The following is a 14,250-nucleotide window of genomic DNA, read 5'->3' on the forward strand; positions in this document are numbered from 1 at the left end:
GGGCCGGCTCAGAAGGTTTCCCAGTCGCCGTCGTGAGCGGTGTCGGCGCGCGACGCGGGTGCCGGGGCCGGTGCCGCAGCGGGCGCCTTGGGCGCTGCCTTGACGGCGGCCGGGGCGAGGGGGGCAGCGGTCTGCAGCGCGGCGCTTTTCGCCTGGGCCTGCTTCACCACCGCACGCGCCAGTGCAGCGGGGGCCGCGGGGGCTGGCGCTGCTGCGGGGGCGGTCGCGGCCGCTTGCACGGCGGGGGACCTCACCGCAGGGGCAGCGGGGGCTGCCGGTGCCGCCGAAGCAGCCAAGGCCGGGGCTGCGGAGGCCGGCTCCGAACCGTTGCCCAGCGCGAAGCCCCCGACCACCGCCGCCAGTTTCTGCGCCTGCTCGCGCAGGCTCTCCGCGGCGGCGGCACTTTCCTCCACCAGCGCAGCGTTCTGCTGCGTCATGCGGTCGAGATCGGCCACCGCGCCGTTGATCTGGCCCAGGCCGCCGCTCTGCTCGTTGGTGGCGGCGCTGATCTCGCCAATGATGTCGGTCACGCGCTGCACGCTGGCCACGATCTCGGTCATGGTGCTGCCGGCGTCGGCCACCAGGCGCGTGCCCGATTCCACCTTGTCGACGCTGGCGCCGATCAGGCTCTTGATCTCCTTGGCCGCCTCGGCGCTGCGCTGGGCGAGGCTGCGCACCTCGGAAGCCACCACCGCGAATCCGCGGCCCTGCTCACCGGCGCGTGCGGCTTCCACCGCGGCGTTCAGCGCCAGGATGTTGGTCTGGAAGGCGATGCCGTCGATGGTGCCGATGATGTCGCTGATCTTGCGGCTGCTGGCGTTGATGTCTTCCATCGTGGCCACGACCTGTGAGACCACCTCGCCGCCGCGCTGCGCCACCGTGCTGGCCGAGCCGGCCAGCTGGTTGGCGGTGCGTGCGGCGTCGGCCGTCTGGCGCACGGTGCCGGTGAGTTGCTCCATCGAGCTGGCGCTCTGCTGCACGCGGCTGGCGGCCTGTTCGGTGCGGTGGCTGAGGTCGGTGTTGCCGCTCGCAATCTCGCGGGCGGCGGTGCCGATGTGGTCGGTGGCGGTGCGCACGGTCAGCAGCGAGCCGCGCAGCTTGTCCACCATCTGCCCCAGGCTGCGCACGAGATCGCCGATCTCGTCCTGGGCATCGCTGTGCATGCGGGTGTCCAGCCGGCCGGCCGCCACGCTCTCGCTGAGGCGCACGGCGCCTGAGAGCTCAGCGACCACGCGGCGTTGCAGCTTCCACGCGGCAAAGAGTGCGCCGCCGGTGGCCAAAAGCATCAGCAGGCCCAGGCCGATCGTGAGCCGCAGGTTGGCGGCGCGCGCAGCTTCGCCTCTAGCCTCTTGCAAGGTCTCGTTGCGTGCCACCAGGGTCTGCATGACCTTGCCGAGTTCGGCGTAGGTGTTCTCTGCCGCGCGCATGGCGCCGATGCCGATGTTGGGGTCGACCCCGCTGAGGTCGATGGCCTTGTCGGTCTGCTTTAAATACTGCTGCAGCAGTGGTGCTGCGGCCTTGACGCTCTCGGTCAGCGTGGCGTCGCTGCCGTCATTGGCGGGCATGGCCTCGATGACCCGCTGCACGCCAGTCACCTGCTGGCCGAGCTCGGTGCGTTTGGCCTTGACCTCGTCCTCGCTCATCGACGCGATCAGCGCCAGGGTGCGGAACACATCCGCCCGCACCTGCGACAGTTGCTCCGTGGCGTGGCCAACGGTCTTCAGGTTGTCGATGTCGGCCAAGCTGGCCTGGTGCAGCGCATCACGCTGGTGCCAGTCGATGGCAACGTAAAGACCACCGGCGCCCAGCGCCACAGCGGCGGTGATCAGCGGCGCGAGAAGGAGCTTGGAACCCAGTTTCATGTCGGTCTCGCGCTGGCTACAGGATCAGGGGTACACGCCCCCGCAGACGGCGGTCTCGCCGAGCTTCTCGCAGTACATCACCTTGGGCTCGACCTTCTTGCTCACCGGGTTGGTGAACTTGTACTCCTGCCACGCGCCCGTGGGCTTGGCCTTCACCATGGCCACGCGTTCCTTGACGAAGTACTTGCCGTCGATGTCGGTCAGGTCGATGAGATCGCGCCCGATCTGCTTCTCGTTGGCGCCGTGCGCCAGGCACTTGCCGTCCAGGCCGTAGACCACGAGATAGAGGTCGCGGTCGATGAACTGGCCCTTCTTGTTGCTGATCTCGGCGTAGCCCTTCTCGGTGCCGTTCGCCTTGATGAAGGCGATGCCCTTCTTCACCATCGCCACGGCGTCGGCCTTCGTGGCATCGCTGGCGTGGGCGCCGCCGGGGGCCAGGCACAGGGCCAGCAGCGTGCATGCAAGGATCTTGCGCATGTTCAGGGTCTCCGGGGTTCGTGAGGGGCGCGCAGGGGGTGCCGCGTCAGTCGTTGATGAGGCCCATGTCGGCGCTGCTCATCAGGCCTTCGATGTCCATCAGGATCAGCATGCGGTCGACTTCCTTCTCGCCGCTGCCGTTCTTCACGGTGCCGATGCCCGTGATGAAGCTGGCGTCGATGCTGGAGCTGAGCTCGGGCGCCGGCTTGATCTCGTCCTTCTTCAGTTCCAGCACGTCCGACACCGAGTCCACCACCGCGCCCACCACGCGGCCTCGCACGTTGAGCACCACCACCACGGTGAAGGTGTTGTACTCGGCACTGTCGCAACCCAGCTTCAGGCGCAGGTCGATGATGGGCACGATGACACCGCGCAGGTTCACCACGCCCTTGATGAAGGAGGGCGAGTTCGCGATGCGTGTGGGTTGTTCGTAGGAGCGGATCTCCTGCACGCGCAGGATGTCGATGCCGTACTCCTCGGCGCCGAGGCGGAACGTGAGGTACTCGCCGCCCTGCGAGTTGCGGCCGGCCAGCGCCGCGCTGACGGCGGCCGAGGCGGTGGCACGTTCGGCTTCGTGGCGTGCCACGTGGCTGGCTTCGGCGATCATCTCCATGGTGCTTCCTAAGGGTGTGGGGGCTGTACTGGGTTATCGGTGGCTACGAGCGGACCTGTAGGCTGGGCGCTGCCGGAAACAGTGATTTATGCGGCACGCAGCCGGAAGGTGGCCACCAGGCCGCCCAGGCGGCCAGCCTGGTCCTTGAGGCTCTCCGCCGCGGCGGCGCTCTCTTCCACCAGCGCGGCGTTCTGCTGCGTCATGCGGTCGAGATCGGCCACGGCGCCGTTGACCTGGCCCAGGCCGTTGCTCTGCTCGGCCGCGGCGGCGCTGATCTCGCTGATGATGTCGTTGACACGCTGCACGCTGGCCACGATCTCGGTCATGGTGCTGCCGGCGTCGGCCACCAGGCGCGTGCCCGATTCCACCTTGTCGACGCTGGCGCCGATCAGGCTCTTGATCTCGCGTGCCGCCTCGGCGCTGCGCTGCGCGAGGCTGCGCACCTCGGAAGCCACCACCGCGAAGCCGCGGCCCTGCTCACCGGCACGTGCGGCTTCCACGGCGGCGTTCAGCGCCAGGATGTTGGTCTGGAAGGCGATGCCGTCGATGGTGCCGATGATGTCGCTGATCTTGCGGCTGCTGGCGTTGATGTCTTCCATCGTCGAGACCACCTGCGCCACCACCTGGCCCCCGCGCTGCGCGACGGTGGCGGCCGATTGCGCCAGCTGGTCGGCGGTGCGGGCCGAATCGGCGGTCTGCCGCACGGTGGCGCTGATCTGCACCATCGAGCTGGCGGTCTGCTGAAGGGCGCCCGCGCCTTGTTCGGTGCGCTGGCTGAGGTCGCTGTTGCCGGCCGCGATCTCCTGCGCCGCGGTGCCGATGGACTCGGCGCTGAGCCGCACCTCGGAAATCGAGCGCTCGATCTGCTGCAGCGCGCTCACCAGCTTCTGCGCCTGCGCGTTGTCGGTCTGCACGTGCACGGCGCTGAAGTCGACGCTGCCGTCGGCGCGCACCAGCCGCTGGGCCATGCCGGCCAGCAACTCGCCCGCTGCAAAGTCGCGGCGTGCGCGCAGCGCCAGCATCACCAGCAGCACCGATTCGGCCACCACGTAGCCCGCGTGCTCGAGCACCTTGCCCAGACCCGGCTCCGTGAAGCAGACCGGGCCCCAGCCCCATTGCTGGAAGTAGTTGAAGCTGAGGTGGTGCACCGCGATGGTGGCCGCGGCCACGATGACGGGCAGCGCGTGGCGGTAGACCACCGTGCAGGCAAGAAAGGCGAACACCGCGAAGTGCGCCTCGGCGTGGCCGCGCGCGGCGTGGATGAGCAGGGCCACCATGGCCATGCCCAGCGCAGGCAGGCCGATCTGGCTCCAGCGGCCGCCCTGGCCCGTGAGTGCCACCCCGATGGCGGCGGCCATCAAGCCCCCGCCCACGAGCAGCGGAAGGCCCACGCCGGCGTTGGCCGCACCGTAGGCCAGCGCCGCCGCCAGCAGTGCGGCGGTGGCGAGCAGCATGCTCTTGTCGTTGTCGTTCAGGGCGCTCATGGGGGTTCCTTGGTCATCAGGGGCCGCCACGGGCTGGCCCCGGGGTTCAACTTCGTTGCAAACGGAAGGTGGCCACCAAATCGCCGAGGCGGCTGGCTTGGGCCTTCAGACTTTCGGCGGCGGCGGTGCTCTGCTCCACCAGCGCAGCGTTCTGCTGCGTCATGCGGTCGAGATCGGCCACGGCGCCGTTGACCTGGCCCAGGCCGCTGCTCTGCTCGGCCGCGGCGGCGCTGATCTCGCTGATGATGTCGTTGACACGCTGCACGCTGGCCACGATCTCGGTCATGGTGCTGCCGGCGTCGGCCACCAGGCGCGTGCCCGATTCCACCTTGTCGACGCTGGCGCCGATCAGGCTCTTGATCTCGCGTGCCGCCTCGGCGCTGCGCTGCGCGAGGCTGCGCACCTCGGAGGCCACCACCGCGAAGCCGCGGCCCTGCTCACCGGCACGTGCGGCTTCCACCGCGGCGTTCAGCGCCAGGATGTTGGTCTGGAAGGCGATGCCGTCGATGGTGCCGATGATGTCGCTGATCTTGCGGCTGCTGGCGTTGATGTCTTCCATCGTCGAGACCACCTGCGCCACCACCTGGCCGCCGCGCTGCGCGACGGTGGCGGCCGATTGCGCCAGCTGGTCGGCGGTGCGGGCCGAATCGGCGGTCTGCCGCACGGTGCCGGTGAGCTGCTCCATCGAGCTGGCTGCCTGCTGCAGGTTGCTGGCCGTCTGCTCGGTGCGGCCGCTCAAGTCGATGTTGCCGGTGGCGATCTCGCTGGAGGCGGTGCCGATGCTGTCGGTGGCCAGACGCACCTGGCCGATCAGGCCGGCCAAAGAGCGGTTCATGCCCTGCAGCGCGCGCGCCAGATCGCCGAACTCGTCGGCGCGGTCGACCGCGATCTGGGTCGTGAGGTCGCCCTGCGCGATGCGCTCGGCGGCCTGGATGGCGGCCGTCAGCGGCCGCTGGATCGAGCGGCCCAGCCACAGCGCGCCGCTGACCAGAGCCACCAGGATGAACAGCACGCCCAGTGCCGCCACCTTGATCGTGAACTGGCGTTCGGCGATGAAACCCTGCTTCAAGGCCGTGGCTTGGGTGTCCTGCAGCGTGACGAACTCGCGCAGCGAGGCGAGGTAGACATCGGCGGCGGGGTTGAACACCTTCAGCGCTTCGGTGCGGGCCGCCTCGGCATCGCCGGCGGCCTTGGCGGCGCGCACGCGCGCCAGCGAGTCGAGCACGGCCTTGCGCTCGCTGGCGATGCGCGCCATCAGCGCCTGATCGGCCGCGGTCAGCGGCAGCGCCTCGATGGACTTCTGCACCCGGCTGATGTCTTCGATGGTGCTGGCAATCAGCGGCTTGAACAGGGCCTCGACCTCGGCGTCGCTGCCCACGGCCGTGGCCTGCACGCGCGCGATGTTGGTGGAGAGCAGCGCCGACCAGCGCGCCGCCGCCTGCTGCTTGGCTTCCACCGGCTGCATCACCGCTTCGGAGCGCGCCGTCACGTTGGCCGACCGCCAGGCGGCATAGATCACCACCGCCAGCTGCGTGGCGATGATGAAGCCGACGAAGAGCCACAGGCGGGTGGTGATGCGGAGCTGTTGGAAGTTCATGGCGGTACTGCTTGGGGGGCTGTCGGCCCTCGGGCGGCTCAGGCGGCTTGCAGGCGGAAGGTGCCCACCAGCTTGGCCAGGCGCTCTGCTTCCTCGCGCAGCGATTCGGCGGCTGCCGCGCTCTCTTCCACGAGCGCCGCGTTCTGCTGGGTGGACTGGTCGAGTTGCGTCACCGCGCCGTTGACCTGGCCGATGCCCTGGCTCTGGTCGGCGGCGGCGGCGCTGATCTCGCCGATGATCTGGTTCACGCGCTGCACGCTCGCGACGATGTCGCCCATGGTGCGGCCGGCGTCGGCCACCTGGCGCGTGCCGGTCTCCACCCGCTCCACGCTGGCGCCGATGAGGCTCTTGATCTCGCGCGCGGCTGCGGCGCTGCGTTGCGCCAGGCTGCGCACCTCGCTGGCCACCACGGCGAAGCCGCGGCCTTGTTCACCGGCGCGTGCCGCTTCGACGGCCGCGTTCAGCGCGAGGATGTTGGTCTGGAAGGCGATGCCATCGATGGTGCCGATGATGTCGCCGATGCGCCGGCTGCTGGTGTTGATGTCTTCCATCGTGGCCACCACCTGCGCGACGGCTTCGCCACCGTGCTGCGCGACGCTGGAGGCTGACTGCGCCAGCTCGCTGGCCTGGCGCGCTGCGTCTGCACTCTGGCGCACGGTGGCCGTGAGCTGCTCCATGCTGCTGGCGGTCTGCTGCAGCGAGCCCGCCGCGTTCTCGGTGCGCTGGCTCAGATCGCCGTTGCCGCTGGCCACCTCGGCGCTGGCCAGTTGGATGATCTGCGACGAGGCGTGCACCTGGCTCACCACCGTGCGCAGGCTCTCCTGCATGCGGCTCAGCGCGGTGAGCAGGTCGCTGGCCTCGTCGCGGCCTTCCAGGCGGATGGGGCGCCGCAGGTCGCCCTCGGCGATGGCCTGCGCCACCGTGGCGGCGTAGGCGATGGGGCTGGTGATGGAGTGCGAGTTCAGCAGCGTCAGCGGCCACACCACCAGCACCACGATGGCCAGCGTGGCCAGGAAGGCCCACAGCACGTGCTTCATGGCGAGCAGGAACTCGTCCTGCGTGGCGCGCGCTTCGTTGCGCGTGATCTGGGCGATGGCGTCGATGTTCTTCTCGACCACGGCCACCTCGGCCTTGGCACGTTCGAGCATGCGGTCGGCCACGCGACCGGTGTCGTAGCCGCCGCCCTGGATGTTCTTCAGCACCGGCTCGCTGCGCTCGGCGTAGGCGGTCAGGCGTTCCAGGGCTTCGCGGGCGAGCTTGTTGTCCTCGTCCTCTTCGCCTTCCAGCAGCGACTTCATGGTCTTGGCGGTGGAGGCCACCTCGGTGCGCCAGGCCACGAGATGCTTCTCCACCGCCGCAGGGTCTTCGTAGTCGATGACCATCTGCTTTTCCAGCAGACGCACGCGAGAGATGTGCTGGCGCAGTTCACTCACGGTCTCGACCTCGTGGATCGAGTGCGACATGAAGTCTTCGTTCAGCGACTTGATCTTCCACCCCCCTGCGGTGCCCACCATCCCGATCAGCGCGAACATGCCGAGCACCATCGCGATGGCACCCCACATGCGTGTGCGGATCGAGAATTGCCGCAGGGTGTTGAGCACAAGCTTCATCGCCGGGATTCCTTGGGTACTGGGAAGCGTGTTGCCGACTGCGGGGATCTTTGCAGGGGCTTCGCCTTTCGCAGCTGGGCTGGTGGAGGAGCGGAGGGCTGGTTGCGCTTGCCGCTTCAGTGGCGCGAGCGGCGCACCAGCGAGCCGATGTCGAGGATCAGCGCCACGCGGCCGTCGCCCATGATCGTGGCGCCCGAGACGTCATCCACCTTGCGGTAGTTGCTCTCGAGGTTCTTCACCACCACCTGCTGCTGGCCGAGCAGTTCGTCCACCAGCAGGGCGACGCGGCCGCCCTCGGCTTCCACCACCACCATGATGTTGCTGACGTGCTCGAAGTCGAAGCGCGGCACCTGGAACACGCGTTCGAGGTCGACGACCGGCATGTACTCGTCGCGCACTTCCACCACGCGGCCGCTGCCGCCGATGGTCTTGATGGTGTTGGCCTGCACCTGGAAGCTTTCCACCACGCTGGACAGCGGCAGGATGTAGACCTCTTCGCCCACGCCCACGCTCATGCCGTCCATGATGGCCAGCGTGAGCGGCAGGCGCACGCGCACCGTCATGCCGTAGCCCTCGGCGCTGTCGATCTCCACCGTGCCGCCCAGCGCCGTGATGTTCTTCTTCACCACGTCCATGCCGACGCCGCGGCCCGAGACGTCGGTGACGACCTCGGCCGTGCTGAAGCCCGGCGCGAAGATGAGGCCGTAGACCTCGCTGTCGGTCATGGTGTCGGGCGCGTCGATGCCGCGCTCGCGGGCCTTGCTCAACAGCTTGGCGCGGTTCAGGCCCTTGCCGTCGTCGCGCACCTCGATGACGATGCTGCCGCCCTGGTGGCTGGCGATCAGCGTGATGGTGCCGTGCTCGGGCTTGCCCTTGGCCAGGCGCTCGGCCGGCATCTCGATGCCGTGGTCGCAGCTGTTGCGCACCAGGTGCGTCAGCGGGTCGGTGATCTTCTCCACCAGGCCCTTGTCGAGCTCGGTGGCCTCGCCCACCTGCACCATCTCGACCTTCTTGCCGAGCTTGGCCGCCAGGTCGCGCAGCATGCGCGGGAAGCGGTTGAAGACCATCGACATCGGAATCATCCGGATCGACATCACCGCTTCCTGCAGGTCGCGGGTGTTGCGCTCCAGGTCGGCCAGACCGGCGGCCAGCTGCTGGTAGAGCGCGGCGTCCACGCCCTTGCCGTTCTGCGCCAGCATGGCCTGCGTGATGACGAGCTCGCCCACCAGGTTGATGAGCTGGTCGACCTTGTCGACGCTGACGCGCAGCGTGCTGCTCTCGGCCGAGGCAGCCTTTTCGGCCTTCGGCGCGGCAGCCTTGGCCGGTGCCAGGGCTGCGGGCGCGGCCGCGGCAGGGGTGCTGGCCGCCGCGGCGGGGGCGGCGGCATTCGGCGCGCCCGGCGCGTCATCGAAGAAGCCGTAGCCCAGGTCGGCCTGCGGTGCGGCCTCGGCTGCCGGGGCGCCCGGGGCGCCTTCGTGGAAGCCATAGCCCGAGCTCAGCGGCTTCAGCGCGATGTGCTCACGCGCGATGTGGAAGCCGAAGAGGTCGATGAGGTCGTTGTCGCTGGAGCCCGTGGTCACCTTGAAGCGGCGCATGCCGTCGGCGGCGCGGCCGGCGTCCAGCGGCTCGATGGTGCCCAGGTCGGTGATCTCCTTGAACAGTTCCACCAGGTTCTCGGCCAGGCCCGGGTCGGGCAGCGGGCCGACGGTGAGCTCCAGAACGCGTTGGCCGGGCTTGGCCGGCGCTTGCGGTGCCGCTGCCACGGGGGCTGGCTTGGGCGCGGGTGCCGGGGCCGCGGCCGCGCGCGGCACGCCGGCGGTCACGGCTTCGCCTTCCACATGGCGGCGGATGGTGAAGAGCAGCTCGGTGGTGTCGATCGGCTCGGCGCCGTTGCCCTGGTGGCGCGCCAGCTGGGCCTTCAGCGCATCGCCAGAAGCGAGCAGCACGTCCACCATCGCGGCGTTCGGCGTCAGCTCGTGGCGGCGCAGCTTGTCCAGCAGCGTTTCCATCTGGTGCGTGAGCTCGGCCACATCGGAGAAACCGAAGGTGGCTGCGCCCCCCTTGACCGAGTGCGCGCAGCGGAAGATGGCGTTGAGCTCTTCGTCGTCGGGGTTCTCGATGTCCAGCGCGAGCAGCATCTGCTCCATGGAATCGAGGTTCTCACCGGCCTCTTCGAAAAAGACCTGGAAGAACTGGCTGAGGTCGATGCCGGCGGTGGCGCTGGCGTCGTTGGTCATTTCACCCATCGCGGTGACTCCTGCAGATTCGTGGGAAAGCGCCGCCGAGGCTTCAGCGGATCACCTTGCCGATGACTTCCACCAGCTTGGCCGGGTCGAAGGGCTTGACCAGCCAGCCCGTGGCACCGGCAGCGCGGCCGGCCTGCTTCATCTGGTCGCTGCTCTCGGTGGTGAGGATCAGGATGGGCGTGCTCTTGAACTTCGGGTTCTCGCGCAGCTTCTTGGTCAGGCTGATGCCGTCCATGCGGGGCATGTTCTGGTCGGTCAGCACGAGGTTGAAGTCGCGGCTGTTGGCCTTCTCGAAGGCGTCCTGCCCGTCCACGGCCTCGACGACGTTGAAGCCCGCGTTCTTCAGGGTGAAGGAAACCATTTGGCGCATGGAAGCGCTGTCGTCAACGGCAAGGATCGAGTGCATGGAAGGCTCTCCGGAGGTGCTTTTTGAAAGTGCGGGTGTGAGGGGGGCGGCGGGCGGGGTCAGAACAGCTCGACGGAGCCAGCGTCCATCTCGTCCTGGGTCACGGGGTTGGGGCGCAGCGGGGCTTCGGCGACGAGGGCTTCACCGTCCTCGTCGTCGCCCATGGTGTCGCGGGCCAGCCGGTCGGCGCAGTTGCGCAGGCGGCGGGTGGTGTGGTCCACCAGTTGCGAAGCCATGTCCTGGAACTGCATCGCGGTGATCGCGCCGGCCATGTGCTGCATCGCGTTGTGCAGTTCGGGCGCCTCGATCTCGGGGTGCTCGGCCACGCGGTGCAGCAATTGCTTGAGCTCGCCCGTGGCGCCGTAGAAGTGTGTGAGCAAGGACTCACATGCGTCGCCCAGAAGGCGCTGCAGGCGATCCATGTCGTTGCTGGCCACCATCAGGTGGTCCTGCAAATCGGCAGCGGCCATCAGGGGCATCGCGCCGGCAGCCTGAAAGGCATCGGGCGGGGCGTTCGACGGCGTCGGGGCGTCCTGAGCGAGCATCGGGGCTCCAAGGTGTTGGTCGGTATGGGGGCCTGCCGGGCCGACCTGGCCGCCGGGGCACGGGGCGCTGGGCGGGCCGGGAGGCCTGGCTTCCAACCCATTTTCGGCAGCGGGTGGCCGAACATTGAGCAGAAGATGAAGCCCTAACGGCGTCATTTCTGAGCATTGCGGCCGCGCACTGCCGGGCCTGCACCAGTGCGGGCAGCGCCTTTGCGATACTGGACGGCATGAATGGCACGCCTGCGGGCCCATCCCCCGACACCGACGCGCCCGCCATTGCCGGCAGCCCGGCGCGCGCCCGGCCCGGCGACACCCGCCCCTACCGCGTGCTGCACCTGGAAGACAGCGAGCCCGACCATGCGCTGGCCATCGCCTGCCTGCAGCGGGGCGGCACCCGCGTGCAGGCGCGCCGGGTGGAGACCCGCGCCGAGTTCCTGGCCGCACTCGATGAGCCCTGGGACGTGGTGCTGTCTGATTACCACCTGCCCGGCTTCACCGGTCTGGACGCGCTGCAGATGCTGTGCGAGCGCAGCGGCCCGGGGGCTCCGGCGCTGCCTTTCATCCTGGTGTCAGGCCAGATCGGCGAAGACACCGCGGTGGAAGCCATGCGCAACGGCGCGGCCGACTACCTGCTGAAGAACAACCTGGCGCGCCTGGCCCCGGCGGTGGAACACGCCGTCGCCGGCGCCCGCATGCGCCGCGCGCGCGAGGCGGCCGACCGCGAACTGGAGGTGTCGCGCCGGCGGCTGTCGGAACTGGCGCAACACCTGCAGACCAGCGTGGAGGCCGAGCGCCAGGCCATCGCGCGCGAGATCCACGACGATGTCGGTGGCTCGCTGACGGCGCTGAAGTTCGAACTCGACTGGATCCGCCGCCATGCCGAGAACCCGGCGATGCAGCAGCGCGCGTTGGCGGCGCTGGAGACGGTGACGCACGCCATCGAAAGCAGCCAGCGCATCATGCAGAACCTGCGCCCGGCCATCCTGGAGCAGGGCCTGGTGGCCGCGCTGCAGTGGATGACGAGCCAGTTCGAGAAGCGCCTGGGCATCGAGTGCGAGTTCCGCACCCACGCCGGCGACACCCGCGAGCCGCCCGCGCTGCCGCCCGGCGTGCCCCTGGTGGCCTACCGCACCGCCCAGGAGGCGCTCACGAACGTGAGCAAACACTCTCAAGCTTCGCGCGTGGTGGTGGACCTCTCGCTCACCGGCGGCGTGCTGAGCCTGGAGGTCAGCGACAACGGCCGCGGCCTCGGGCAGGCCGACCTGGCCAAGGCGCGCAGCTTCGGCATCCGGGGCCTGCACGAGCGCGCCTCCACCGTGGGCGGCTGGGTCGACCTCAGCAGCGGGCCCACGGGCACCTCGCTGATCCTCTCGGTGCCCCTGACGCCCCCCGGCACCGCTCCGGCCGGCCGGAGCGACAACACCGACCCCGACGACGCCGAAAACTCAGCCTGGACAGTGTTGTGAGGCCCCCAGGCTTGTCGCTACGCGCCTTCGCCACCCCCCAAGGGGGCTCTTGCTGCGGCCCGGCAGAGCCGGTTCCGCGCAAGGCCTTGATCGACCACCACCGCAGCTGCCCACACCCATGATCGAAGTGATCTTGTGCGACGACCACGCGCTCATCCGGCGCGGCATCCGCGACACGCTAAGCGATGCGCCCGACATCCGCGTGGTGGGCGAGGCCGGTGACTACGGCGAGCTGCGCGGCCTGATGCGCACGCTGGGCCAGGAAACCGGGCGCGAGGCCGGCAAGCCCTGTGACGTGCTGGTGCTCGACATCAACCTGCCCGGCCGCAGCGGGCTGGACGCCCTGCACGCGCTGAAGGAAGAGGGCAGCCCGGTGAAGGTGCTGGTGGTCAGCATGTACCCGGAAGACCAGTACGCCATCCGCGCTTTGCGCGCCGGGGCCTACGGCTACGTCAACAAGGGTGGCGACCCGCAGCTGCTGGTGCAGGCCGTGCGCACCGTCTCGCAGGGGCGCAAGTACGTCACGCCCGAGATCGCGCAGATGCTGGTGGAGAGCCTCACCGCGCCGGCCACCGAGAACCCGCACAACAAGCTGAGCGACCGCGAACTGCAGACGCTGGTGATGATCGCCAGCGGCAAGCGCCTGGCCGACATCGCCGAAGAGCTGACGCTGAGCCCGAAGACGGTCTCGGTCTACCGGGCCCGCGTGCTGGAGAAGCTGGCCCTGGCCAACAACGCCGAGCTCACGGTCTATGCCATCCGCAACGGGCTCGTCGGGCAGTAGCGCGCGCGGCGCCGAAAAGGCGCTGGACGACGCGGCGGGCATGCGCCGCGCCGGGCGCGAGCTGCTGTCTCTGGCGCTGCTGGACAGCCGCAACCACCTGCTGCAACGCCTGGCGCAGGATGAAAGCCCCGACGCGCTGCGCCTGGCGGTGCGTGCGGGCTGGTACCAGGAGCACTGGCTCTCGCGCCACGTGCAGCGTTCGCGCGGCGAGGCCTGCGACCCGGCCGGGCTGCGCCTGGCCGGCATCGAGCCGGCGGTGGACGGCTGGCTGCAGCCCGAGGGCCCGCTGCCCACGCCCGAGACCGTGCGCGCTTACCTCGCCGACACGCTGGAGCTCACGCTCGACCTGCTGGCCGCCCCTGGCGAAGCCGCCGAAGACGACGCCGCGCTGCACTTCTACCGCTGCAGCCTGCTGCACGAAGACCGACTGGGCGAGACCCTGGCGCAGCGCCTGCGCCCCGGGGCCCCGGCGGCGCGCCCCGCCCGCCCCGCGCTGTGGCTGCCGGCGCAGCGCTGGATGCTGGGCTCGGCACCCGGTGGTTTCGTGCCCCACCCCGAGCGCTGGGCCCACGAGGTGGCGGTGCCCGAATTCGAGATCGACGCGCAGGCGGTGGACTGGGCCGCCTATCTCGAGTTCGCCAGCGATGGCGGCTACGACCGCCCCGAGTTCTGGAGCGAAGCCGGCTGGAACTGGCTGCAGCGCGACGGCCGCCGCGCCCCGGGCCAGGTGGAGCAGATGCACGATGGCGTGCTGGTGGCGCGCGGCCATGGCGCCAGCGCCGGCTTGCGCCGCGTGGCGCTGCACCAGCCGGTGATGCACGTCAGCCGGCACGAGGCCGAGGCCTGGTGCCGCTGGGCCGGCCGCCGCCTGCCCACCGAACCCGAATGGGAACTCGCCGCCAGCCAGGGCGCCGGCCGCGGCTTCGTGTGGGGCGAGGTCTGGGAATGGGTGGCCGGCAGCGCGCGCCTTTGGCCCGGCGCCGGCAAGCCCGCACCGGGCTCGCCCGATGCAGCGCCGGCCGAAGGGCAGGGCGTGCTGCGCGGGGCGAGCTTCGTCACGCGCACGCGCTGGCGGCTGCCGAAGGCGCGGCGGTTCGCCGCGGTCGAAGACGACACGCTGTTCTGCGGCTTCCGCAGCTGCGCGCTGTAACGCGGCGGCT

At 69.8% G+C, this 14,250-nt stretch carries 12 protein-coding genes; 3 read left to right on the top strand and 9 right to left on the bottom strand.

Going from position 1 to position 14,250, the window contains the following annotated elements; translation table 11 throughout:
* Positions 1-8: 8 nt before the first annotated feature.
* The 9 genes from EOE66_RS17065 to EOE66_RS17105 form a co-directional block, all read right to left on the bottom strand.
* The gene (locus tag EOE66_RS17065) at positions 9-1,862 is read right to left on the bottom strand and encodes a methyl-accepting chemotaxis protein (RefSeq protein WP_128229933.1); all 1,854 of its coding nucleotides are present in this window, start codon (positions 1,860-1,862) and stop codon (positions 9-11) included.
* Between the two features lie 24 nt (positions 1,863-1,886).
* Positions 1,887-2,339, bottom strand: coding sequence for a cache domain-containing protein (locus EOE66_RS17070; RefSeq protein WP_128229934.1), 453 nt, complete (start codon positions 2,337-2,339; stop codon positions 1,887-1,889).
* A gap of 46 nt (positions 2,340-2,385) precedes the next feature.
* Entirely contained in the window at positions 2,386-2,952 is a 567-nt protein-coding gene (locus EOE66_RS17075; RefSeq protein ID WP_128229935.1) for a chemotaxis protein CheW, read from the bottom strand.
* Between the two features lie 86 nt (positions 2,953-3,038).
* On the bottom strand, positions 3,039-4,436 hold the full coding sequence (locus EOE66_RS22385) for a methyl-accepting chemotaxis protein (protein WP_128229936.1): 1,398 nt from the start codon (positions 4,434-4,436) through the stop codon (positions 3,039-3,041).
* Between the two features lie 46 nt (positions 4,437-4,482).
* Complete coding sequence (locus tag EOE66_RS22390) at positions 4,483-6,033, bottom strand: methyl-accepting chemotaxis protein (RefSeq protein WP_128229937.1); 1,551 nt, start codon at positions 6,031-6,033, stop codon at positions 4,483-4,485.
* A gap of 38 nt (positions 6,034-6,071) precedes the next feature.
* The gene (locus tag EOE66_RS17090) at positions 6,072-7,643 is read right to left on the bottom strand and encodes a methyl-accepting chemotaxis protein (RefSeq protein WP_128229938.1); all 1,572 of its coding nucleotides are present in this window, start codon (positions 7,641-7,643) and stop codon (positions 6,072-6,074) included.
* Positions 7,644-7,759: 116 nt separating this feature from the next.
* Positions 7,760-9,889 (bottom strand): chemotaxis protein CheA, encoded by a 2,130-nt coding sequence (locus EOE66_RS17095; RefSeq protein WP_128229939.1) that lies wholly within the window; start codon positions 9,887-9,889, stop codon positions 7,760-7,762.
* 43 nt (positions 9,890-9,932) lie between these two features.
* Entirely contained in the window at positions 9,933-10,295 is a 363-nt protein-coding gene (locus tag EOE66_RS17100; RefSeq protein WP_054139514.1) for a response regulator, read from the bottom strand.
* A 59-nt stretch (positions 10,296-10,354) separates the two neighbouring features.
* Entirely contained in the window at positions 10,355-10,840 is a 486-nt protein-coding gene (locus EOE66_RS17105; RefSeq protein ID WP_375137488.1) for a hypothetical protein, read from the bottom strand.
* A 227-nt stretch (positions 10,841-11,067) separates the two neighbouring features.
* On the opposite strand from EOE66_RS17105, the gene EOE66_RS17110 reads away from it, so the two are divergent.
* The 3 genes from EOE66_RS17110 (at position 11,068) to EOE66_RS17120 (ending at position 14,240) form a co-directional block, all read left to right on the top strand.
* Positions 11,068-12,306: a hybrid sensor histidine kinase/response regulator gene (locus tag EOE66_RS17110; protein ID WP_128229940.1), complete on the top strand. Its 1,239-nt coding sequence runs from the start codon at positions 11,068-11,070 to the stop codon at positions 12,304-12,306.
* A gap of 118 nt (positions 12,307-12,424) precedes the next feature.
* Positions 12,425-13,090 carry a response regulator gene (locus EOE66_RS17115; protein ID WP_128229941.1) on the top strand — a complete coding sequence of 222 codons (666 nt, stop codon included), beginning with the start codon at positions 12,425-12,427 and terminating at the stop codon, positions 13,088-13,090.
* A complete protein-coding gene (locus EOE66_RS17120) occupies positions 13,059-14,240 on the top strand; it encodes an SUMF1/EgtB/PvdO family nonheme iron enzyme (protein ID WP_245479084.1) in 1,182 nt (393 codons plus the stop codon). Before EOE66_RS17115 ends, EOE66_RS17120 begins: the two co-directional genes overlap by 32 nt.
* The last annotated feature ends 10 nt before the right edge of the window (positions 14,241-14,250 follow it).

Source organism: Rubrivivax rivuli (genome assembly GCF_004016505.1).
GTDB lineage: Bacteria > Pseudomonadota > Gammaproteobacteria > Burkholderiales > Burkholderiaceae_C > Rubrivivax > Rubrivivax rivuli.

Coding starts and splice junctions, on each gene's coding strand:
- EOE66_RS22385 (WP_128229936.1), bottom strand. CDS start 4,436: ATGAGCGCCCTGAACGACAACGACAAGAGCATGCTGCTCGCCACCGCC.
- EOE66_RS17075 (WP_128229935.1), bottom strand. CDS start 2,952: ATGGAGATGATCGCCGAAGCCAGCCACGTGGCACGCCACGAAGCCGAA.
- EOE66_RS17110 (WP_128229940.1), top strand. CDS start 11,068: ATGAATGGCACGCCTGCGGGCCCATCCCCCGACACCGACGCGCCCGCC.
- EOE66_RS17100 (WP_054139514.1), bottom strand. CDS start 10,295: ATGCACTCGATCCTTGCCGTTGACGACAGCGCTTCCATGCGCCAAATG.
- EOE66_RS17115 (WP_128229941.1), top strand. CDS start 12,425: ATGATCGAAGTGATCTTGTGCGACGACCACGCGCTCATCCGGCGCGGC.
- EOE66_RS22390 (WP_128229937.1), bottom strand. CDS start 6,033: ATGAACTTCCAACAGCTCCGCATCACCACCCGCCTGTGGCTCTTCGTC.
- EOE66_RS17120 (WP_245479084.1), top strand. CDS start 13,059: ATGCCATCCGCAACGGGCTCGTCGGGCAGTAGCGCGCGCGGCGCCGAA.
- EOE66_RS17105 (WP_375137488.1), bottom strand. CDS start 10,840: ATGCTCGCTCAGGACGCCCCGACGCCGTCGAACGCCCCGCCCGATGCC.
- EOE66_RS17070 (WP_128229934.1), bottom strand. CDS start 2,339: ATGCGCAAGATCCTTGCATGCACGCTGCTGGCCCTGTGCCTGGCCCCC.
- EOE66_RS17095 (WP_128229939.1), bottom strand. CDS start 9,889: ATGGGTGAAATGACCAACGACGCCAGCGCCACCGCCGGCATCGACCTC.
- EOE66_RS17065 (WP_128229933.1), bottom strand. CDS start 1,862: ATGAAACTGGGTTCCAAGCTCCTTCTCGCGCCGCTGATCACCGCCGCT.
- EOE66_RS17090 (WP_128229938.1), bottom strand. CDS start 7,643: ATGAAGCTTGTGCTCAACACCCTGCGGCAATTCTCGATCCGCACACGC.